Here is a 19,090-nt window from a genome sequence, read left to right on the forward strand (position 1 = left end):
GAACCGGTTCCACAGGTCAATGTAGGGGTACTCGCAGGTCGCGGCAAGGTGGCTCAGGTAACGAAACGGTCTACTTCTCGGCGCCGACGGGGGCGCGACTGGCGCGGATGGTCCATCATCGGAGTCGGCCCCCACGCATCCTGGAACCGCTTCCAGTGCGTGCGCGTCCGGCGCGACGGGGCGCCGCGGGTCCCGATGGAGGGAGCGCGATGAGCGCCATCGCGGACGTCGCCCGGCTCGCCGGGGTCTCGAAGGCCACCGCGTCGCGCGCGCTCAGCGGCCGGGGCTACGTCTCCCCCGCCACGCGCGCCCGCGTCTCCGCGGCCGCCGCCGAGATCGGGTACGTCGTCTCCTCGAGCGCGTCGAGCCTCGTGACCGGCCAGTCGAAGAACGTGGGCGTCGTCCTGCCCTTCATCAACCGCTGGTTCTTCGCGGAGCTGCTCGAGGGGATCGAGGAGGCGCTCATCGAGGCCGACTACGACCTCACGCTGTACCGCCTCACCGCGGATTCCGAGCAGCGCCGGAAGGTGTTCGAGTACTTCCTCGTGCGCAAGCGCGTGGACGCCGTCATCGCGGTGAGCGTCGCCCTCACGCCCGCGGAGGTCGTGCGGCTGCGGGCGCTCGGCAAGCCGCTCGTCGGGATCGGCGGGCCGGTCGAGGGCATGAGCACGCTGAGCATCGACGACGAGGCCGCGGCGCGCCTGGCCACCGAGCACCTCCTGAGCCTCGGGCACGCGCGCGTCGTGCACCTGGGCGGCGACCTGCACGCGCAGATGGCGTTCTTCGTGCACGCGAAGCGGCTCGCGGGCTACCGGGCGGCGATGGACGCGGATCCCCGCGGGCTCGAGCCCCGCTTCGCCACGGCGGAGTTCACGATCGACGGCGGCTTCCGCTCCGCCATGGCGCTGCTCGCCGACCCGCGGACCCGGCCGACCGCGATCTTCGCGGCCTCCGACGAGATCGCCATCGGGACGATCCTCGCGGCCAGGCAGCTGGGCATCGCGGTGCCCGCCGAGCTCTCGGTCGCCGGGATCGACGGGCACGCGCTCGCGCCGCTGTTCGGGCTGACGACGGTGCAGCAGCACCCGCGGCTGCAGGGGCGGACCGCCGTGGGCATGGTGCTCGAGGGGCTCGCGCCGGCGGGCGCGGCGGAGCGCACGGTGACGCTGCCCGTCGACTTCACGGCGCGCACGAGCACGACGGCGCCCCCGGCCCCGCCTGCGCCGTGAGGGCGGGCGGGACCGGGGGCACGGTCGTGCGCGGGGCCGACGTCAGGCGTCGCCCGCGGTGACGGCCTGCGCCTCGTCGAGGGCGTCGACCGGCTCGGCGTCGACGCGGCGCAGCCAGCGGTGCCCGGCGACGACGATGACGAGGGCGAGGAGCACGGATCCGGCGGCGGCGTAGTAGGGCGTCGCGTCGGAGAACAGGCCCGCGAGCTCGGTCGCCGCGGGCGGGGCGATGGCGCCGCCGAGGAAGCGGACGGACGAGTAGGCGGACGAGGCGACGCTGCGCGGGTGGTCCGTCGCCTCCATCACGCACTCGGTGAGCACGGTGTTGAGGACCCCGAGGAGGAGCCCGCCGACGATCACGCACACCACGAGCCCCGCGGAGGAGCGGACGACCAGGCCGGCCGCGGCGAGGTCCACGGCGAGGAGCGGGAGCACGAGCCGGAGGACCGAGGTGCGCGCCATCCGCCTCGTGAGCAGCGGCGCCACGAGCACCGACGTGATCGCGAGCCCGACGCCCCAGCCGAAGAAGGTGAGGCCGAGGCCGATCGCGTCGAAGCCCAGCGGGAACGGCGTGTAGGCGAGCAGCACGAAGAAGCCGATGTTGTAGAAGAGCGCGGCGGCCGCGAGGACCGCGAGCGCGGGGGTGCGCAGCGCGCGGAGCGGGGCGGACAGGCGCATGGGCGCGCGGGGCGCGGTGTCCTTGCCGAGGAGGGCGAGGATCGCGACGAAGCCGACCGCCATGAGCGTCGCGGTGCCGAAGAACGGGCCGCGCCAGCTCCAGCTGCCGAGGAGGCCGCCGAGCAGCGGGCCGACCGCGATCCCGAGGCCGAGCGCCGCCTCGTAGAGCATGATCGCGGACGCCGTGCCGCCGGACGCGGATCCGACGATCGTGGCGAGCGCCGTGGAGATGAAGAGCGCGTTGCCGAGGCCCCAGCCAGCGCGGAAGCCGATGACCTGCTCCACGTCCTGCGAGAGGCCGGCGGCGGCCGCGAAGACCACGATGATCGCGAGGCCGATGAGGAGGGTGCGCTTGGCGCCGATGCGGCTGGAGATCCAGCTGGTGATGAGCATCGCGAGCCCGGTGACGAGCAGGTAGCTCGTGAACAGGAGCTCGGTCTCCGTGGCGGTCGCGTCGAGGCTGTCCGCGATGGCGGGGAGGATCGGGTCGACGAGCCCGATGCCCATGAACGCGATGACGCACGCGAAGGCGACGGCGAAGACGGAGCGGGGCTGGCGGAAGATGTCGCGGAACGACGCGTGCTGCTGGGTGGACACGGGTGCGGTGTCGCCTCCTGGGATCGGTGCGGGTGGGATGGTGCGGATGGGTGGCGCGGCGCGGTCAGGCGCCCGCGGGGGCGCCGTCGATGCGCGACATGACGACCTCGACGGCCCGCGCGAGCACGGCCACGTCGTCGGCCGGGAGGTCGGCGAAGCGCGGCACGAGCGCGGTGGCGAGGCGGTCGCGCCAGTCGTCGAGCGCGGCGCGGCCGGCCGGCGTGATCTCGAGCAGGGTCGCGCGGGCGTCGGACGGGTCCGTCACCTGCGCGATCCAGCCCTGGCCGACGAGCGAGCGCACGATCTTGGTGGTCGTGGGCTGCGAGACGCGGCTGTGCTCGGCGAGCGCGCCGAGGCGCATCCCGCCGGGCCAGGTCACGAGCACCGACAGGGTCCGCCAGATGGCGGGCGAGCTGGTGCTGCCGACCTCGTGCGCAGCGAGGCGCGTGAGGCGGTGCCCGGCGGTCACCAGGTCGCCGAGGACGGCGCGGAGGTCCGGGACGGTCGAGGTCATGGACCTATCATATAGCTGAGCTATGGATATGTCGAGCGGGGCTGGGCACCCCCGAGCTGGGGGGACGTCGACGGACACCCGGCTCCGATCCACGGGGACGCCGGGCCCCGCACGTCCTAGCGTGGACCCAACCCGGCCCGATCCCGGCCGGTCGCGCGCGCAGGAGGTGCGATGGCCGACGTCCCCACCGTCGACGCCCTGGAGCGCGCCGTCGACGAGGCGCTCGACCGCGGCGACGCGACCGCCGCCGCGCACGCGATCGCCGTCACCTGGCCGCACCACGTGGACCTCCACCCGCGCCGCGTCCGCGACCTCTACGACCGCATCTCCCCCGTGGCGTGGGAGCACGACGCGTGGCTCGTCTCCGGGCTGGCGGCGACCTACCGCGGCACCTCGGAGTCCGACCGGCGCGCGTCGCTCCCCTACCGCTCGGCCGTCGACCTGCTGCTGACCGCGGATCCGGCGCCCGCCCCGATCGTGCGCGCCGCCGTCCTCGTGCACCGCGCCGCGGGCGACCGCCGGGTCGGCCGCCTCGCCGAGGCCCGCGCCTCCCTCGCCGAGGCGCGGCGGATCCTCGACACCGAGCGCGGCATGCCGCTCGCCGTGCGGATCAGCCTCCAGGCCGCGGTCGCGCTCCAGAGCGGGCTGGTCCTCACGCACCTGGGCGCGTTCACGGCCGCGCGGGACGAGCTGCGCACGGCCGAGGCGCTCGCCGAGCGCCACCTCGTGCTGACCGACCGGCTCGAGTGCCGCGGCGCCCTCGCGTACGTGGCCTACTGCCTGGGCGAGGTCGAGGAGGCGCGGGAGCTCGTCGAGCGCGCGCGCGAGCTGCTGTCGGGCGAGGGATCCGGTCCGGAGCTCGCGCGGAGCGGCTTCCGCGCGCCGGCGGAGATCGCGGCCGCGTTCCTCGCGGTGGACGCGACCCGACGGGACGACGCCCGCGCCCTCCTCGAGGATCTCCGACCGGCGTGCTCGGGCACCGACTGGGAGCTGCTCGGGCTGTACGCGGAGGCGATGGTCGCGGCGATCCAGGGCCTCCGGTTCGACGCGCTCGACCACCTGCGACGCCTTCACAACCTCGGGACGGCGTGGCAGGAGCACGGCCCCGTGCCGATCATGCGCGACACCCTCCGGGCGTCGCTCCTCACGCACCTGGGCCAGACGGCGGCGGCGTGGGAGCTCGTCCGCACGCTCGCGCCGACCGAGCACCACTCCACCTGCCCGGCCACCGTCGCCGGCCGCCTGCGGGTCCTCGCGGACGACCACGCGGGTGCGCTGGCGGAGATGGCCGACTGCCTGGCCCTCGGCGACGCCCACTCCGGTCGCACGTTCGCCGACGTGCTCCTCGTCGTCGCCGCCGCGCACGGCGGGCTGGGCGACCGGGCGCGGAGCGACCACGCCTACGACCGGGCGGCGCGGTACGCGACCTCGACCGGGATCCTGCGGCCGTTCGCGGTGTTCCCGGCGGCCGCCTCGTCGACGCTGCTCGACCGGGCCCTGGGGCGCGATCAGCCGCCGGAGGTGCGGCGGATGCTCGAGGGGATGCGCGCCGACCGCGGAGAGGCCGCGTCGGTGCCCGTGGACCCGCTGACCGAGCGCGAGCGCGTCATCGTCGCGCTGCTGGCGGACGGGTTGACCGTGGCGAGCATCGCGGGCCGCCTCTTCATCTCGCCGAACACCGTGAAGTCGCACGTGCGGAGCGTCTACCGCAAGCTCGACGCGTCGACCCGCGCCGAGGCGGTCGACCGGGCCCGCGCGCTCGGCCACGACCTCCGTCCCGGGTCCACCGGCTGAGCCGCGCCGGCCGTCCCCGCGGGGAGCCCGCCCGGGGACGACGCAGGGCGCCGACCCCCTGAGGGGATCGGCGCCCTGAGCGCTGTGCGGTGGTGCGAGCTACTTGACGGTGACCGTCGCGCCCGCGGCCTCGAGCTGGGCCTTCGCCTTGTCGGCGGCCTCCTTGTTGGCGCCCTCCAGGACGGCCTTGGGGGCTCCGTCGACGAGGGCCTTCGCCTCACCGAGACCGAGGCTCGTGAGGGCGCGCACCTCCTTGATGACCTGGATCTTCTTGTCGCCGGCGGCCTCGAGGATGACGTCGAAGGACGTCTTCTCCTCGACCTCCTCCGCGGGGGCGGCCGAGCCGGGGGCGGCGGCAGCGGCGACGGGCGCCGCGGCGGTGACCTCGAAGACCTCCTCGAACTTCTTGACGAAGTCGCTGAGCTCGATGAGCGTGAGCTCCTTGAAGGCCTCGATGAGCTCGTCGTTAGAGAGCTTTGCCATGATGTATCTCCTTGGGTTGGTGTGGTGTCTCTTGGGATCAGTGCATCGCGCCCCGGGGATGGGACCCGAGGGGTGCTACTGAGCCGATTCCTGCTTCTCGCGCAGCGCCTCGACGGTGCGTACGGCCTGCGAGAGCGGTGCGTTGAACAGGTACGCCGCGCCGAAGAGCGAGGCCTTGAAGGCGCCGGCGAGCTTGCCCAGCAGCACCTCCCGCGACTCGAGGTCGGCGAGCTTGTTCACCTCGTCCGCCGTCAGGGGGTTGCCGTCGAAGTAACCGCCCTTCACGACGAGAAGAGGGTTGGCCTTGGTGAAGGTGCGCAGCGCCTTCGCGACGGCGACGGTGTCGCCGTGCACGAACGCGATCGCGGACGGGCCGACGAGCTCGTCGTCGAACGACGAGATCCCCGCCTGGTTCGCCGCGATCTTGGTCAGCGTGTTCTTCACCACGGCGTAGGTCGCGTCTGCACTGATGCTCTTCCGCAGCTGCTTGAGCTGGGCAACGGTGAGACCGCGGTACTCGGTGAGCAGTACGGCGTTCGAGCTGCGGAACTTCTCCGCGAGCTCGGCGACCGAGGCTTCCTTGTTCGCCATGGCACTCCTTATCACGTGGTTCCCCGACACCGCGGAAGCGGTGCGAGGTGCTGGCAGCCCCCGGCTGCACACATGAGAAACGCTCCGGCACAGGAGGCCGGAGCGGGAGTGTCGCGCAGGCCCTCAGGGCATGCGCTGCATCGTGCTTCGATCACCTGCGCGGGCCTTCACCTGAGTGAACCTTCGTCCGGCGCATCCCCTCGCGGAGGCACGCCGACGACCAGCGGTCTGTGGCTCCGTTCAGAGTAGGGGACGGGGATCGCCCGCGCAAGTCGGGCGGCGCGGGCGATCCCCGGAGCGGTCAGTAGCCGACGACCGCGTGCGGCACGTAGTGCTCCTCGAGCCGCGCGACCTCGCCGTCCGTGAGCTCGAGATCCAGCGACGCGACGGCGTCCTCGATGTGCGACGCCTTCGTGCCGCCCACGATGGGAGCCGTCACGACCGGGTTCCGCGACACCCACGCCAGCGCGACCTGCGCGCGCGGCACCCCGCGCGCCTCGGCCACCTCGGCGACCGCGGCGGCGACCCGGCGGTCGGAGTCCTCCTGCGCGGCGTAGAGCGTCTTCCCGAACTCGTCGGTCTCGCTGCGGGCGGTCGACGCGTCCCAGTCGCGCGTGAGGCGGCCGCGGGCGAGCGGGCTCCACGGCAGGGATCCCACGCCCGCGTCGGCGCAGAGGGGCAGCATCTCGCGCTCCTCCTCGCGGTTGACGAGGTTGTAGTGGTCCTGCATGGTGACGAACGGCGCCCAGCCGTTCGCGCGCTGCAGGTGCAGCGCCTTCGAGAACCGCCAGGCGTCCATCGACGAGGCGCCGAGGTAGCGCACCTTGCCGGCCTTCACGAGGTCGTGCAGCGCCTCGAGCGTCTCCTCGAGCGGCGTCGCCGGGTCGAAGCGGTGGATCTGGTACAGGTCCACGTAGTCGGTCCCGAGCCGGCGGAGGCTCTCGTCGATCTGCCACATGATGTGCTTCCGCGACAGCCCGCGCGAGTTCGGCCCCTCTCCCATGGCGCCGTGCACCTTGGTGGCGATGACCACCTCCTCGCGCGTCGTCATCGCCTTGAGGGCGCGGCCCGTGATCTCCTCGCTCGACCCGTCGGAGTACACGTTCGCGGTGTCGAAGAACGTGATCCCGAGCTCGACCGCGCGGCGGATCAGCGGGATCGAGTCCTCCTCGGAGAGCGTCCACGCGTGGTTGCCGCGCGTCGGCTCGCCGTAGCTCATGCAGCCGAGGGCGATGGCCGAGACCTCGGTGCCCGTGCTGCCCAGGCGGACGTACCTCATGACGGGTGCCCCGCGACCGGGTCGTCGCCCGTGGTGGCCGGGGCGTGGTCGCGCCAGGTGTGCTCGGGCTCGTAGCCGAGGATCCGGCGCGCCTTGTCGATGGACAGCAGCGTCTCGTGCTCGCCCAGCTCCTTGGTGACCTCGACGCCGGGGAACACCTCGGCGGCGAGCTCGGCCGACGAGCGGCTCATCACGGTGTCGGCGTTCGCGACGATGAAGCGGTCGAAGCCGCGCCCGTCGTGCTCGAGCGCCTTGCGGACGGCCTGCGCGCCGTCGCGGCCGTCGATGTAGCCCCACAGGTTCCACTTGCGCGCGAGCGCGTCGTCGTCGAAGCCCGGGAATCCCTCGTAGTCGTCCACGTCCATGACGTTGGAGAAGCGGAGCGCGGTGACCTGCAGCTCGGGATCCCAGCGGCACAGCTCGATCGCCATCTGCTCCTCGAGGTGCTTCACGAGCGAGTAGGTGCTGTTCGGCTGCGCGGGGTACTCCTCGTCGACCGGGATGTAGGGCGGCGGCACGTCGAACGGCAGGCCGAGCACGGTCTCGCTCGAGGCGTAGACGATCTTCGTGATCCCCGCCCGGCGCGCGGCCTGGAAGACGTTGAAGCTCGTGAGCATGTTGTTGTGGAACGTGGCCACGTCGCTCAGGATCGCGGGGGCCGGGATCGCGGCGAGGTGCACGATCGCGTCGAACCCGTCGTGCAGGTCCTGGACGCCGAACAGCGCGTCGACCACCTGCCCGTAGTCGGTGGTGTCGACGCGGACGTAGCCGGATCCGCGCTCCCCCACCTGGTCGATGTTGGTGACTTCGTGTCCGTGGGCGCGCAGGTCGGCCACGACGTGGCGGCCGAGCTTCCCCGAGCCTCCGGTGACGGCAATTCTCATCAGCGAGCATCTCCTTCGTGGGGCGGTTCCGCCCCTCGTCCATCCTGGCCCGCGGCCGGGAGGGGTGACAGCGGCACCCGGCGGACCCGCAGCCCGCGCGCACGACGACGGCCCGCCGCCCCCTCTCGGGGACGACGGGCCGTCGTGGTGGTGCGGGCTGCGCTACTCGCTCGTGATGGCGAGGTCCGGCGTGCCGGTCCCGGTGCCGATGCCGGCCGCGACCGAGATGCCCTCGCGCTGCGTCGTGACGAACGTGAACCGGCCGTCCACGTAGTCGACGTGCACGTGGTCGCCCGCGTTGAGGTCGCCCTGCAGGATGCGCTCCGACAGGCGGTCCTCGATCTCGTGCTGCACCGCGCGGCGGAGGGGCCGGGCGCCGAGCGACGGGTCGAAGCCGACCTCGATGAGGCGCTCCTTCGCAGCGGTCTCGAGCGTGATCGTGAGGTCGCGGTCCATCATGCGGTCCGACAGGCGCTTCACGAACAGGTCGACGATCTGGAGCAGCTCGGGCTTCGACAGCTGCGGGAAGACGATGGTGTCGTCCACGCGGTTGAGGAACTCGGGCTTGAAGTTCTTCTTCAGCTCCTCGCTGACCTTGCCCTTCATGCGCTCGTAGGAGTTCGCGGCGTTGTTCTCGACCTGGAACCCGACCGGGGCACCCGTGATGTCCTTGGTGCCGAGGTTGGTGGTCATGATGATGACCGTGTTCTTGAAGTCGACCACGCGGCCCTGGCCATCCGTCAGGCGTCCCTCCTCCAGGATCTGGAGGAGCGAGTTGAAGATATCCGGGTGGGCCTTCTCGATCTCGTCGAAGAGCACCACGGAGAACGGCTTGCGGCGGACCTTCTCGGTGAGCTGGCCGCCCTCCTCGAAGCCGACGAATCCGGGAGGGGCGCCGAAGAGGCGGCTCACGGTGTGCTTCTCGCCGTACTCGCTCATGTCGAGCGAGATGAGGGCGTCCTCGTCGTCGAACAGGAACTCCGCCAGGGCCTTCGCGAGCTCCGTCTTGCCGACGCCCGTGGGGCCGGCGAAGATGAACGATCCCGAGGGACGGCGCGGGTCCTTGAGCCCGGCGCGCGTGCGGCGGATGGTCTTGGACAGGGCCGAGATGGCCTCCTCCTGGCCGATGACCCGCTGGTGCAGGGCCTTCTCCATGAAGACGAGGCGCGAGGACTCCTCCTCCGTGAGCTTGAAGACCGGGATGCCCGTGGCCTGCGCCAGCACCTCGGCGATCAGGCCCTCGTCGACCTCGGCGGTGGTGCGGACGTCGCCCGAGCGCCACTGCTTCTCGAGGCGGAGGCGCTCGCCGAGGAGGTTCTTCTCCTCGTCGCGCAGGCTCGCGGCCTTCTCGAAGTCCTGGTCCTCGATGGCGGTCTCCTTGGCCACGCGGACCGTGGAGATGCGCTCGTCGAACTCGCGCAGCTCCGGCGGCGCGGACAGGATCGAGAGGCGCAGGCGCGCGCCGGCCTCGTCGATCAGGTCGATGGCCTTGTCCGGGAGGAACCGGTCGGCGATGTAGCGGTCCGCGAGGTTCGCCGCGGACACGATGGCGCCGTCGGTGATGGACACCTTGTGGAACGCCTCGTACCGGTCACGCAGGCCCTTGAGGATGTTGATGGTGTGGGGCAGCGAGGGCTCCTGCACCTGGATGGGCTGGAAGCGGCGCTCGAGGGCCGCGTCCTTCTCGAAGTGCTTGCGGTACTCGTCGAGCGTGGTGGCGCCGATGGTCTGCAGCTCGCCGCGCGCGAGGAGCGGCTTGAGGATGCTGGCCGCGTCGATCGCGCCCTCGGCGGCACCCGCGCCGACGAGCGTGTGGATCTCGTCGATGAAGGTGATGATGTCGCCGCGCGTGCGGATCTCCTTGGTGACCTTCTTCAGGCGCTCCTCGAAGTCGCCGCGGTAGCGGGACCCGGCGATCAGCGAGCCGAGGTCGAGCGTGTAGAGCTGCTTGTCCTTCAGCGTCTCCGGGACGTCGCCCTTGACGATGGCCTGCGCCAGGCCCTCGACGACGGCGGTCTTGCCGACGCCGGGCTCGCCGATGAGGACGGGGTTGTTCTTGGAGCGGCGCGACAGGATCTGCATCACGCGCTCGATCTCCTTCTCGCGCCCGATGACGGGGTCGAGCTTGCCGTCGCGCGCGGCCTGCGTGAGGTTGCGCCCGAACTGGTCGAGGACCGTGGAGCCCGCCTGCTGGCTCTGCTGCGCCTCGCCGCCGACGGCGACCGCCTCCTTGCCCTGGTAGCCGGACAGGAGCTGGATGACCTGCTGGCGCACGCGGTTGAGGTCGGCGCCGAGCTTGACGAGCACCTGGGCGGCGACGCCCTCGCCCTCGCGGATCAGGCCGAGGAGGATGTGCTCGGTGCCGATGTAGTTGTGGCCGAGCTGGAGGGCCTCGCGGAGCGACAGCTCCAGGACCTTCTTGGCGCGCGGCGTGAACGGGATGTGCCCTGTGGGCTGCTGCTGGCCCTGGCCGATGATGTCCTGGACCTGTTCGCGGACGGCATCGAGGGAGATGCCGAGCGACTCCAGGGCCTTGGCGGCCACGCCTTCGCCCTCGTGGATGAGGCCGAGCAGGATGTGCTCGGTCCCGATGTAGTTGTGGTTGAGCATCTTGGCCTCTTCTTGGGCCAGGACGACGACGCGACGAGCGCGGTCGGTGAATCTCTCGAACATCTGTATCTCCCTGGGCACCGGGGCAGGGGGCCGGCGCCGATATGTAGAGAGTAACGACGGGTCCGAGGAGTGCATGCCCCTGTTCGCCGTGGGCGTGACGCGATGCGGCGAACGGCGGATCCGGGCCGGGAGCGGCCGGGGAAGGCGCTCCGCGCTAGCGGTCGGCCTCGGGCGCGGGCACGCCCATGCGGGCGCGCTCCTTCGCCTCGATGGCGGCGTACGCCTTGCGCTCCTGCTTGTCCGCCTGGATGACGGCTCGCATGATGAACCAGAAGATCAGGCCCACGCCGAGCGTGGGGAGGATCGACCAGATCGCGCTCGCCCAGAAGTCATCCATGCGAGAAGGATACGCCGCGCTCTAGGTGAGGATGCCGTAGACGCCCTGGCCGATCATGACGACGGCGATGCCGCCCACGATGATCCAGAGGGCGTAGCGCGCGGTGGTGGGCTTCTTCGGGTTCGAGCCGTCGGGGCCTAATGGCATGGTCGCCTACTTCACTAGGGGGAACAGGATGGTCTCGCGGATGCCGAGACCGGTGATGGCCATGAGGAGTCGGTCGACCCCCATGCCCATGCCGCCCGAGGGCGGCATGCCGTGCTCGAGGGCACGGAGGAACTCCTCGTCGAGCGGCATGGCCTCGTCGTCGCCGCGCGCCGACTGGCGCGCCTGGTCGACGAAGCGCTCGCGCTGCACGACGGGGTCCACGAGCTCGGAGTAGCCGGTGGCCAGCTCGAAGCCGCGGATGTAGAGGTCCCACTTCTCGACGACGCCCTCGACGGAGCGGTGCGCGCGCGTGAGCGGGGAGGTCTCGACGGGGAAGTCGAGCACGAAGGTGGGGCGCTCGAGGCCGCCCTTCACGAAGTGCTCCCAGAGCTCCTCGACGAGCTTGCCGTGCGTGCTCAGCGGCACGACGACGCCCTCGCGGTCGGCGATGGCCTGGAGCTCGTCGACCGTCGTGGCGGGCGTGACCTCGACGCCCGCGGCCTCGCTCAGCGAGCCGTACATGGAGATCCGGTCCCACTCGCCGCCGAGGTCGTACTCCGTGCCGTCGGCCCACGTGACGACGTGGCTCCCGGCGACGGCCATGGCCGCGTCCTGCACGAGCGTCTGGGTGAGCTCGGCGATGGAGGTGTAGTCGCCGTAGGCCTCGTACGCCTCGAGCATCGCGAACTCGGGGCTGTGCGTCGAGTCGGCGCCCTCGTTGCGGAAGTTGCGGTTGATCTCGAAGACGCGGTCGATGCCGCCGACGACCGCGCGCTTGAGGTACAGCTCGGGCGCGATCCGGAGGTACATCTCCGTGTCGAACGCGTTCGAGTGCGTGACGAACGGGCGGGCGGACGCGCCGCCGTGCATCACCTGCAGCATGGGCGTCTCGACCTCGACGTAGCCGCGCTGGCGGAACGTCTCGCGCATGGAGGCGTTGACCTTCGCGCGGTCGAGGACGTTCTTGCGCGCCTGGTCGCGCACGATGAGGTCGAGGTAGCGGCTGCGGACGCGGGTCTCGTCCGAGAGCTCGGAGTGGAGGTTCGGCAGGGGCAGCAGGGCCTTCGAGGCGATGCGCCACTCGCTCGCCATGATCGACAGCTCGCCCTTGCGGCTCGCGATGACGCGACCCGCGACGAAGACGTGGTCGCCCAGGTCGACGAGCTCCTTCCACGCGGCGAGGGCCTCCTCGCCGACCTCGGCCAGCGAGATCATGGCCTGGATGCGCGTGCCGTCGCCGGCCTGGAGCGTGGCGAAGCAGAGCTTGCCGGTGTTGCGGAAGTGGACGACGCGGCCCGCGATGCCGACGACGTGGTCGGTCTCCTCGCCGGGCTCGAGGTGGCCGAACCCCGCGCGGACCGCGGGGATCGTGGTCGTGACGGGCACCTGCACCGGGTACGCGCCCTCGCCCGGACCGCCCTCGGCGTTGAGGCGGGCGCGCTTGGCGAGGCGCACGGCCTTCTGCTCGGCGACGTCCTCCGCGGATCCCTCCACGGCGGGAGCGGGGGCGGTCTCGGGCGTCGCGGGCGTTCCGGGGCTGTCGGTCATGTGCGGGCGGATCCTCGCGGGTCGTGGGGTTCTCATCGGCCGAGCGGCCTCCCGTCGATTCTCGCAGGTGCGGGCGGGGCCGGGGCACGCCGACCGACTCGCGGCCGGGTCAGGCGATGACGACGGTCTCGTTGTCGATGAGGCGCGTGCTTCCGACACGGGCCGCGACCACGGCGAGCGCGACGCCCGTGAAGCCGTCGTCCACGGACTCGAACGTGGTCGGATCCACCACATGGAAGTAGTCGAGGGACACGGCGGGCTCGCCCATCACCACGGACTGGGCCGCGGCGATGACGGCGTCGATGCCGCGGGACCCGGCGCTCTGGGCGGCCTCGAGGGCGGCGGGGATGACGCGCGCGGCGCGGCGCTCGCGGTCGTCGAGGTAGCGGTTGCGGCTGGAGAGGGCGAGTCCGTCGGGCTCGCGCACCGTCTCGAGGTCCTCGATGCGGACGGGCAGGTCGAGGTCGCGCACCATGCGGCGGACGAGGTGCAGCTGCTGGGCGTCCTTGCGGCCGAAGGTGGCGACGTCGGGCGCGACGATGTGGAGGAGCTTCGCCACCACGGTGAGCATGCCGTCGAAGTGGCCGGGGCGGGAGCGGCCCTCGAGCGTGAGGGCGACGGATCCGCCGGTGACGCGGACGCGCGCGGGGCCGTCCGGGTACATCTCGGCCGCGGAGGGCGCGAAGACGAGGTCGACGCCGGTCTCCGCGAGCGCGGCGACGTCGGCGTCGAGCGTGCGCGGGTAGGCGTCGAGGTCCTCGCCCGCGCCGAACTGCAGCGGGTTGACGAAGATCGACACGACCACGAGGGATCCGAGCTGGCGGGCGCGGCGGGCGTGCGCCAGGTGGCCCTCGTGCAGCGCGCCCATGGTGGGGACGAGGACGACGACGGGCGCCTCCCCCGCGGCGGTGCGCGCGGCCCGGTGGTCGCGGACGCGGGCGCGCAGCTCGGCGATGCCGGTGACGACGGTGGGCGTGGGGATCGTCATGCCGTGGTGCTCCTCGGGTGCTCGGGACGCGGACGCACCAGGTTAGTGCGGCGCGGGGCCCTCGTCCGTCGGCAGCGGCACGTCGCCCGTCGTGAGGCGCGCGCCTCCGGCCGGGGAGGAGCGGCGGAGCGCGTCGTCGACGGCCGAGCGGATCAGCGGGCCGAGCACGCGGCCCGGCTCCTCGACGCCGATGCCCGCGAGGAGGCCCGCCGCCTGGTCGACGATGGCGGTGGAGAACGTGGTCGCGGTGGAGATCGCCTCGGCGTACGCCGGGCGGTCGCGCTCCTCCACGACGACGGGCTCGCCGCCCATCTCCACGACGAGCACCTGCGCGATGGGGAGCACGGGCGCGGGCGCGGTGACGGCGAACCAGCTGTCGGCCATCCGGCTCAAGTCCATGCTCGTGCCGGTGAACGACATCGCCGGGTGGATGGCGAGCGGGATGATGCCGGACGCGAAGGCGGGGGCGAGGACCTGGATCCCGTGCGCCGCCGACGTGTGCACGACGAGCTGGCCGGCCTGCCACGCGCCCGTGGCGGCGAGGCCCGCGACGAGCCCGGGCAGCTCGGCGTCGGGGACGGCGAGGATCACGAGCTCGCTCCGCTCGACGAGGTCGGGGATCTCGAGGACCGGGACGCCCGGCAGCATGGCCTCGGCGCGCTCGCGGCTGGCGGCGGAGACCGCCGAGATGCCGGTGATCGCGTGGCCGGCGCCCGCGAGCGCGGCGCCGAGGACGGGGCCGACGCGACCCGCGCCGACGATGCCCACGCCGAGGCGGCCGGAGCGCTGGGACGGGGCGGTCATGCGGGGTCCTCGGGGGTGGAGCGGTGGCGCGGGGCGGGCGGGGTCGGCGGCGGGGGCGGCCAGTCAGCGGGATCGGCCGGGACGTCGGACGCGGGGGTCGGAGCCGCACCGGGCGCGGACGGCGCGGACGCGGCGGCCGGCGCGGACGGCGCGGCCTCCGAGGGCTCGGCCGGCGCGGGCGGCGCGGCCTCCGAGGGCTCGGCCGTCGCGGACGCGGCCGCGGATCCCGGCGCCGGCCAGCTCGCGGCCTCGGCGCCCCAGCGCGCGGACGTGTCCGACCGGGCGGAGGCGACGGCGGCCGCGACGAGCCGCGTCGACAGCTCCATCCCCGTGGCGCGGTCGATGGCGCCGAGCCGCGTGTCGACGGGTCCCGCGACGGTGGCGGCGCGCACCGAGACGAGATCGAGGCGGCGGTCGATCGGGCCCTGCGTGAGGTCCACGCCCTGCGTCCGGGCGTGCGGCACGATGACGAGGCGGCGCCAGATCATGCCGCGACGGACGAGGAACGCCGACGCGTCGACCGCGAAGCCGGTGCGGCGCCAGGAGAACGGCTTGAGGATCCACGCGCGGCGCGGCGACGTCGTGAAGCCGTCGTCGACGCCGCCGCGGCCGGTCATGCCCACGGCGACGAGCGCGAGCGCCTGCTCGCCCACGAGGTCCGGCAGCACGAGGCCGAGCACGCGGTCGACGTCGCGGCGGTCGCCCACCGGGAGGATCGACGTGTTCTGCTGGCCGGCCGCGCCGGGCGACGAGGAGTGCGAGGCGCGCGTGATGCGGATCTCCCACCAGCCGGCCGCGCGCCAGAGCAGCGGCTGCACGACCTCGACCGCGTGGATCCGGCCGGGCGGGATGGTGTCGTTGCTCGTCGACAGCAGGCCGAAGCCGACCCGGACGCCGTCGGGCGTGCCGGCGACGCTGTAGCGGAGGGAGCGCGTGATGCGCCGGACGAAGAAGCCGGCGGATCCCAGCAGCGTCGGCAGCAGCGGCACGAGCAGGTACCAGGCCTCGAACCGGACGATGAGCGGGATCCCCACCACCACGAACAGCACGAGCACGACCGTGGGCGCGGAGAGGAGCACGGCGCCGACGAGGCGCGGGATCGGGATGCGCACGACCGACTGCGGCGGCGCGGCGTCCGGGTCGAGCTCGGGGGCGAGGAAGTCGTCGACGCGGGAGCCGACGAAGCCGCGGGCGGGAGCGCCGGGGGCGGCGGGAGCGGATCCGGCCGCCTCGGCCCGGGCGCCCGACGCGAGCCGCAGCACGCGCAGGCGGAACGCGTCGGCGTCGCGGGAGCGGAGGTACTGCAGCGGCAGGTTCGCGTCGTTGCCCGCGACCTGGATCTCGAGCTTGGCCGCGCCGATCAGCCGCGCGACGAGCGGGCGCACGATGTTGACGCCCTGGATCCGGTCGAGCCGGGCGCGCCGGTTGGTCCGCGAGAGGATGCCGCTGCGCACCTCCACGGTCTCCTCGGTGACGCGGAACGTGTGCATCCGCCACGAGAGGTAGGAGACGCCGACCGCGAGCAGCGTGAAGGCGAGGAGGGCGAGGAGCACCCAGATCAGGGCGCCGGTCTCGACGAGCATCGGGATGAGGTCGCCCTCGCCGCCCTGGTCCTGGCCGGGGACGAAGCGCTCGACGATCTGCTCGCGCAGGGACGAGAGCAGGAAGCCGATCGCGACGATGAACACGAGCCCGCCGCGCAGGACGGGGGTGGCGGGGTGGAGGCGGTGCCAGCCGCCGTCGGTGAGCTCCTCGGCGATGCGGGCCTCGGCGGCGGGGATCGCGGGGGCGACCGCGGGCGCGGGCGCCGCGTCGGCCGGCTCCGCGGACGCGCCGGGCGCCGGATCCTCGGGCGTCCGGTCGCTCACAGCCCGGCCCGGCGCGTCTCGGCCAGGGCGACCAGCCGGTCGCGCAGCTCCTCGGCGTCCGCGTTCGTGAGCCCCGGGATCTGGATGGCCGCCGCGGCCGCCGCCGTGACGAGCTTGAGGTCGGCGAGGCCGAGCACGCGGCCGACGGGGCCGCGCGTGATGTCGACGAGCTGCATCCGGCCGTACGGCACGGCGACGACGCGCGTCCACATGATGCCGCGGCGGAAGACGAGGTCGTCCTCGCGCAGCTGGTAGCCCATCGCCCGCACGCGACGCGGGACGATCACGAGCGTCACGACCAGCTCGATCACCGCGGCGGCGCCGAGGACGATGCGGAGCCAGCCCGGCGCGCCGACGACGGACAGGAACACGGCGATGCCGCCGAGCACGAGGGCGGTGATCACGCCGCCCACCAGCTCGACGCCGACGAGGCGGGGGGAGACGCGGCGCCACGAGACGCCGTGCGGGTCGACGTTCGGGGTCACGGTGCTCCTCGGTGGTGCGGTCGGGCCCGCGAGCGGTGGTGCCGCGGAGCCTCTGAGCGGGGTGCGGTGGGGCATGCGAGCGGTGGCGCTGCGGGGTCCTACGAGAGCTCGCGCGCCGGGTCCCCGGGGCGCGAGTCGTCCCGGTCGTCGGGCGGGACCGTGCACCAGTGCTCGGCGACCAGCCCGGCGACGAGGAGGACGACGGCTCCCACCGTACCGGCCACCGCCAGCCCGACGGAGGACGCGCCGGGCAGCACCGGCCGGGCCAGCACGAAGGCCAGCACTCCCCCGGTGATCCCGGTGAGCAGCGCGCCCGCGAGCGCCGACGCCTTCGCGAGCAGCACCACGCGCGTGGCGCGGAACGGGTCGACGCGGCCGGGCGTGCGGCCGAGCGTCGAGCGGCGGATGGGGCGGGCGAGCGCGAGCAGCACGATCCCGACGATGAGGAGCGTCGCGCCGAGAGTGAGCGGCGGGATGAGGAGCGCGCGCCCGCTCATGAGGAGCGCGTTCTCGGCGAACCAGCCGACGGCCGCGCCCGCGATGAGCAGGGCGATGAGGGTGGTGGAGCGCGTGCGGGTCATCGGGTCGCCTCCGCGGGGTCGGCGTCGGCGGTGGGTCCGGCGGCCGGCTCGAGGGCGGCGAGCAGCGCGGCGACGCGGCCTCGGCCGGGCAGCTCGGCGTCGGGATCCGCCTGCAGCCAGGGCCCGAGCACGAAGGCGCGCTCGGCGGCGCGCGGGTGCGGGACCGTGAGGCGGTCGTCGTGGATCCGCGCGTCGCCGTACGCGACCACGTCGAGGTCGATCGTGCGGTCGCCCCAGCGCTCCGCGCGCACGCGGCCGAGGTCGCGCTCGATCGCGGCCAGCGCGTCCAGCAGCGCGTGCGGCCCGAGGCCGGAGTCCACCAGCGCGACGCCGTTGAGGTAGCCGGGCTTCGTCGGGTCCTCCCCGTCGGCGGTCACGGCGACGGACTCCACGAGGTCGGAGGACCGCACGACGCGGAGGCCGGGCACCGCGTCTATGCGGGCCAGCGCGCGCTCGACGGCCGCGCGCCGGTCGCCGAGGTTGGATCCCACGGCCACGACCGCGCGCACGGTCTCCCCCGGCGCCGGCAGGGCGGACGCGCGCTCGATCACGACGGCCACGTCGTCGAAGGGGACAGAGATGGGCGCGTCCGGCTTGTGCACGGTGACGCGCACCGACCGGGCGACGGGATGCGCGAGCACGACGCCCGCGACGCGCTCGGCGAGCGTCTCGATGAGGTCGACGGGATCCCGCTCGGCCGCCGCGGCGACCTCCTCGGCGAGCTCGCCGTAGTGCAGCGTGCGCGCCAGCTCGTCGGTGCCGCCGGCGGGCGCCAGGTCGAGCGCGACCTCGAGGTCGATCACGAACGGCTGGCCGTCGCGGCGTTCCTCCGCGAACACGCCGTGGTGGGCGTGCACGCGGAGGCCGGTGAGGAGGATGCGGTCGGCGGGGAGGGGCGTCACCATGAGCGGCCCACGACGATGGAGGGGAGGTCGGCAGGGTCGGCCGGGTCGTACCAGAGCGGCAGCTTGCCGCCGACGGCGGGGAGCAGCCGGTCGGCGGTCGTCACGGTGCGCGTGACGTGGTGGTCGCGCCCGTCGCCGTCGGTGAAGGCCACCGTGAGGCGCGCGCGCACCGCCTCGCCGGATCCGTCGAGGCGCTGCACGGCCGTGACGATCGCCGAGGTGCGGCGGCCGGTCTCGGTGACGCGGCGGGCGGTGGCCGCGAGGCGCGCGACGCGGCGCTGGACGACGGCCCACGCGACGGCGGCGGCGATCCCGAGGACGGCGAGCACGGCGGCGACGAGCCCGAGGACGGCGTGCGACGCGTCGCCCTCGACCGCGGCGGACGAGAACGGCAGAGCCCCCACGATCCCGAGCGCGGTGCCGAGCAGCACGACCGCGGCCGGCCACAGCGCGGCGCCCACGGTGGTGAGGACGGGCGACAGCAGCACGACGGACGCGTAGGCGGCGCCGAGGGATCCGAGGAGCCCGAGCACGACCGCGACGACCTTCGCGACCACGACGGCCGCTCCCGCGCCGGCGGCGAGGTCGGCGGGGAAGGTCAGGCCGACGCCGAGGATCACGGACGCGATGAGCGCGGCGATCGCGATGCGCACGAGCACCGCCTGCGGGGAGACGACGACACGGTCCTGGCTCACGGCGCTCATG

19 protein-coding genes are annotated in these 19,090 nt (G+C 73.4%); 2 read left to right on the forward strand and 17 right to left on the reverse strand.

What is annotated here, in order from left to right:
- Positions 1–209: 209 nt before the first annotated feature.
- Positions 210–1,229, forward strand: coding sequence for a LacI family DNA-binding transcriptional regulator (locus FGI33_RS09055; protein ID WP_237581707.1), 1,020 nt, complete (start codon positions 210–212; stop codon positions 1,227–1,229).
- A gap of 42 nt (positions 1,230–1,271) precedes the next feature.
- On the opposite strand, the gene FGI33_RS09060 is transcribed toward FGI33_RS09055, so the two are convergent.
- Both FGI33_RS09060 and FGI33_RS09065 read right to left on the reverse strand, forming a co-directional pair.
- Positions 1,272–2,504 carry an MFS transporter gene (locus tag FGI33_RS09060; RefSeq protein ID WP_119435496.1) on the reverse strand — a complete coding sequence of 411 codons (1,233 nt, stop codon included), beginning with the start codon at positions 2,502–2,504 and terminating at the stop codon, positions 1,272–1,274.
- Between the two features lie 64 nt (positions 2,505–2,568).
- On the reverse strand, positions 2,569–3,018 hold the full coding sequence (locus FGI33_RS09065) for a MarR family winged helix-turn-helix transcriptional regulator (protein ID WP_119435495.1): 450 nt from the start codon (positions 3,016–3,018) through the stop codon (positions 2,569–2,571).
- Positions 3,019–3,189: 171 nt separating this feature from the next.
- Here FGI33_RS09065 and FGI33_RS09070 point away from each other — a divergent pair, with 171 nt between their 5' ends.
- On the forward strand, positions 3,190–4,812 hold the full coding sequence (locus FGI33_RS09070) for a helix-turn-helix transcriptional regulator (RefSeq protein WP_237581709.1): 1,623 nt from the start codon (positions 3,190–3,192) through the stop codon (positions 4,810–4,812).
- Positions 4,813–4,911: 99 nt separating this feature from the next.
- Here the strand turns inward: FGI33_RS09070 and rplL are convergent, their stop codons facing one another.
- The 15 genes from rplL to FGI33_RS09140 form a co-directional block, all read right to left on the reverse strand.
- On the reverse strand, positions 4,912–5,295 hold the full coding sequence (rplL, locus tag FGI33_RS09075; RefSeq protein ID WP_045529261.1) for a 50S ribosomal protein L7/L12: 384 nt from the start codon (positions 5,293–5,295) through the stop codon (positions 4,912–4,914).
- A 75-nt stretch (positions 5,296–5,370) separates the two neighbouring features.
- Positions 5,371–5,886, reverse strand: a complete 516-nt coding sequence (rplJ, locus tag FGI33_RS09080) for a 50S ribosomal protein L10 (RefSeq protein ID WP_012037545.1) — start codon at positions 5,884–5,886, stop codon at positions 5,371–5,373.
- A 301-nt stretch (positions 5,887–6,187) separates the two neighbouring features.
- The gene (locus tag FGI33_RS09085; protein ID WP_119434188.1) at positions 6,188–7,165 is read right to left on the reverse strand and encodes an aldo/keto reductase; all 978 of its coding nucleotides are present in this window, start codon (positions 7,163–7,165) and stop codon (positions 6,188–6,190) included.
- Positions 7,162–8,049 carry an NAD-dependent epimerase/dehydratase family protein gene (locus FGI33_RS09090; RefSeq protein ID WP_119401723.1) on the reverse strand — a complete coding sequence of 296 codons (888 nt, stop codon included), beginning with the start codon at positions 8,047–8,049 and terminating at the stop codon, positions 7,162–7,164. The genes FGI33_RS09085 and FGI33_RS09090 overlap by 4 nt, the downstream gene beginning before the upstream one ends.
- 162 nt (positions 8,050–8,211) lie before the next feature.
- A complete protein-coding gene (locus tag FGI33_RS09095) occupies positions 8,212–10,722 on the reverse strand; it encodes an ATP-dependent Clp protease ATP-binding subunit (protein WP_119434186.1) in 2,511 nt (836 codons plus the stop codon).
- A 154-nt stretch (positions 10,723–10,876) separates the two neighbouring features.
- Complete coding sequence (locus tag FGI33_RS09100; RefSeq protein ID WP_063071959.1) at positions 10,877–11,059, reverse strand: hypothetical protein; 183 nt, start codon at positions 11,057–11,059, stop codon at positions 10,877–10,879.
- A gap of 21 nt (positions 11,060–11,080) precedes the next feature.
- Positions 11,081–11,206: a hypothetical protein gene (locus tag FGI33_RS15480; RefSeq protein WP_012037540.1), complete on the reverse strand. Its 126-nt coding sequence runs from the start codon at positions 11,204–11,206 to the stop codon at positions 11,081–11,083.
- Positions 11,207–11,212: 6 nt separating this feature from the next.
- Complete coding sequence (gene lysS, locus FGI33_RS09105; protein ID WP_119434185.1) at positions 11,213–12,754, reverse strand: lysine--tRNA ligase; 1,542 nt, start codon at positions 12,752–12,754, stop codon at positions 11,213–11,215.
- Positions 12,755–12,863: 109 nt separating this feature from the next.
- The gene (gene panC, locus FGI33_RS09110; RefSeq protein ID WP_119434184.1) at positions 12,864–13,742 is read right to left on the reverse strand and encodes a pantoate--beta-alanine ligase; all 879 of its coding nucleotides are present in this window, start codon (positions 13,740–13,742) and stop codon (positions 12,864–12,866) included.
- Positions 13,743–13,784: 42 nt separating this feature from the next.
- Positions 13,785–14,546, reverse strand: coding sequence for a Rossmann-like and DUF2520 domain-containing protein (locus tag FGI33_RS09115; RefSeq protein WP_119434183.1), 762 nt, complete (start codon positions 14,544–14,546; stop codon positions 13,785–13,787).
- A complete protein-coding gene (locus FGI33_RS09120; protein ID WP_237581711.1) occupies positions 14,543–16,414 on the reverse strand; it encodes a PH domain-containing protein in 1,872 nt (623 codons plus the stop codon). The genes FGI33_RS09115 and FGI33_RS09120 overlap by 4 nt, the downstream gene beginning before the upstream one ends.
- Positions 16,411–16,899: a PH domain-containing protein gene (locus FGI33_RS09125; protein WP_119435703.1), complete on the reverse strand. Its 489-nt coding sequence runs from the start codon at positions 16,897–16,899 to the stop codon at positions 16,411–16,413. Before FGI33_RS09125 ends, FGI33_RS09120 begins: the two co-directional genes overlap by 4 nt.
- A gap of 98 nt (positions 16,900–16,997) precedes the next feature.
- The gene (locus tag FGI33_RS09130; RefSeq protein ID WP_119403089.1) at positions 16,998–17,480 is read right to left on the reverse strand and encodes a DUF3180 domain-containing protein; all 483 of its coding nucleotides are present in this window, start codon (positions 17,478–17,480) and stop codon (positions 16,998–17,000) included.
- On the reverse strand, positions 17,477–18,385 hold the full coding sequence (gene folK / locus FGI33_RS09135) for a 2-amino-4-hydroxy-6-hydroxymethyldihydropteridine diphosphokinase (protein WP_237581713.1): 909 nt from the start codon (positions 18,383–18,385) through the stop codon (positions 17,477–17,479). The genes FGI33_RS09130 and folK overlap by 4 nt, the downstream gene beginning before the upstream one ends.
- A complete protein-coding gene (locus tag FGI33_RS09140) occupies positions 18,379–19,089 on the reverse strand; it encodes a DUF3592 domain-containing protein (protein ID WP_119435622.1) in 711 nt (236 codons plus the stop codon). The genes folK and FGI33_RS09140 overlap by 7 nt, the downstream gene beginning before the upstream one ends.
- Between the last annotated feature and the right edge of the window lies 1 nt (position 19,090).

Origin of the sequence: Clavibacter phaseoli (assembly GCF_021922925.1) — a bacterium.
GTDB lineage: Bacteria > Actinomycetota > Actinomycetes > Actinomycetales > Microbacteriaceae > Clavibacter > Clavibacter phaseoli.

What these genes read in the sequence shown, in the direction of transcription:
- FGI33_RS09115 (WP_119434183.1), bottom strand. Translation starts at nt 14,546, where the DNA reads ATGACCGCCCCGTCCCAGCGCTCCGGCCGCCTCGGCGTGGGCATCGTC.
- panC (WP_119434184.1), bottom strand. Translation starts at nt 13,742, where the DNA reads ATGACGATCCCCACGCCCACCGTCGTCACCGGCATCGCCGAGCTGCGC.
- FGI33_RS09090 (WP_119401723.1), bottom strand. Translation starts at nt 8,049, where the DNA reads ATGAGAATTGCCGTCACCGGAGGCTCGGGGAAGCTCGGCCGCCACGTC.
- FGI33_RS09140 (WP_119435622.1), bottom strand. Translation starts at nt 19,089, where the DNA reads ATGAGCGCCGTGAGCCAGGACCGTGTCGTCGTCTCCCCGCAGGCGGTG.
- FGI33_RS09100 (WP_063071959.1), bottom strand. Translation starts at nt 11,059, where the DNA reads ATGGATGACTTCTGGGCGAGCGCGATCTGGTCGATCCTCCCCACGCTC.
- FGI33_RS09130 (WP_119403089.1), bottom strand. Translation starts at nt 17,480, where the DNA reads ATGACCCGCACGCGCTCCACCACCCTCATCGCCCTGCTCATCGCGGGC.
- FGI33_RS09095 (WP_119434186.1), bottom strand. Translation starts at nt 10,722, where the DNA reads ATGTTCGAGAGATTCACCGACCGCGCTCGTCGCGTCGTCGTCCTGGCC.
- lysS (WP_119434185.1), bottom strand. Translation starts at nt 12,754, where the DNA reads ATGACCGACAGCCCCGGAACGCCCGCGACGCCCGAGACCGCCCCCGCT.
- rplL (WP_045529261.1), bottom strand. Translation starts at nt 5,295, where the DNA reads ATGGCAAAGCTCTCTAACGACGAGCTCATCGAGGCCTTCAAGGAGCTC.
- FGI33_RS09085 (WP_119434188.1), bottom strand. Translation starts at nt 7,165, where the DNA reads ATGAGGTACGTCCGCCTGGGCAGCACGGGCACCGAGGTCTCGGCCATC.
- folK (WP_237581713.1), bottom strand. Translation starts at nt 18,385, where the DNA reads ATGGTGACGCCCCTCCCCGCCGACCGCATCCTCCTCACCGGCCTCCGC.
- rplJ (WP_012037545.1), bottom strand. Translation starts at nt 5,886, where the DNA reads ATGGCGAACAAGGAAGCCTCGGTCGCCGAGCTCGCGGAGAAGTTCCGC.
- FGI33_RS09055 (WP_237581707.1), top strand. Translation starts at nt 210, where the DNA reads ATGAGCGCCATCGCGGACGTCGCCCGGCTCGCCGGGGTCTCGAAGGCC.
- FGI33_RS09070 (WP_237581709.1), top strand. Translation starts at nt 3,190, where the DNA reads ATGGCCGACGTCCCCACCGTCGACGCCCTGGAGCGCGCCGTCGACGAG.
- FGI33_RS09065 (WP_119435495.1), bottom strand. Translation starts at nt 3,018, where the DNA reads ATGACCTCGACCGTCCCGGACCTCCGCGCCGTCCTCGGCGACCTGGTG.
- FGI33_RS15480 (WP_012037540.1), bottom strand. Translation starts at nt 11,206, where the DNA reads ATGCCATTAGGCCCCGACGGCTCGAACCCGAAGAAGCCCACCACCGCG.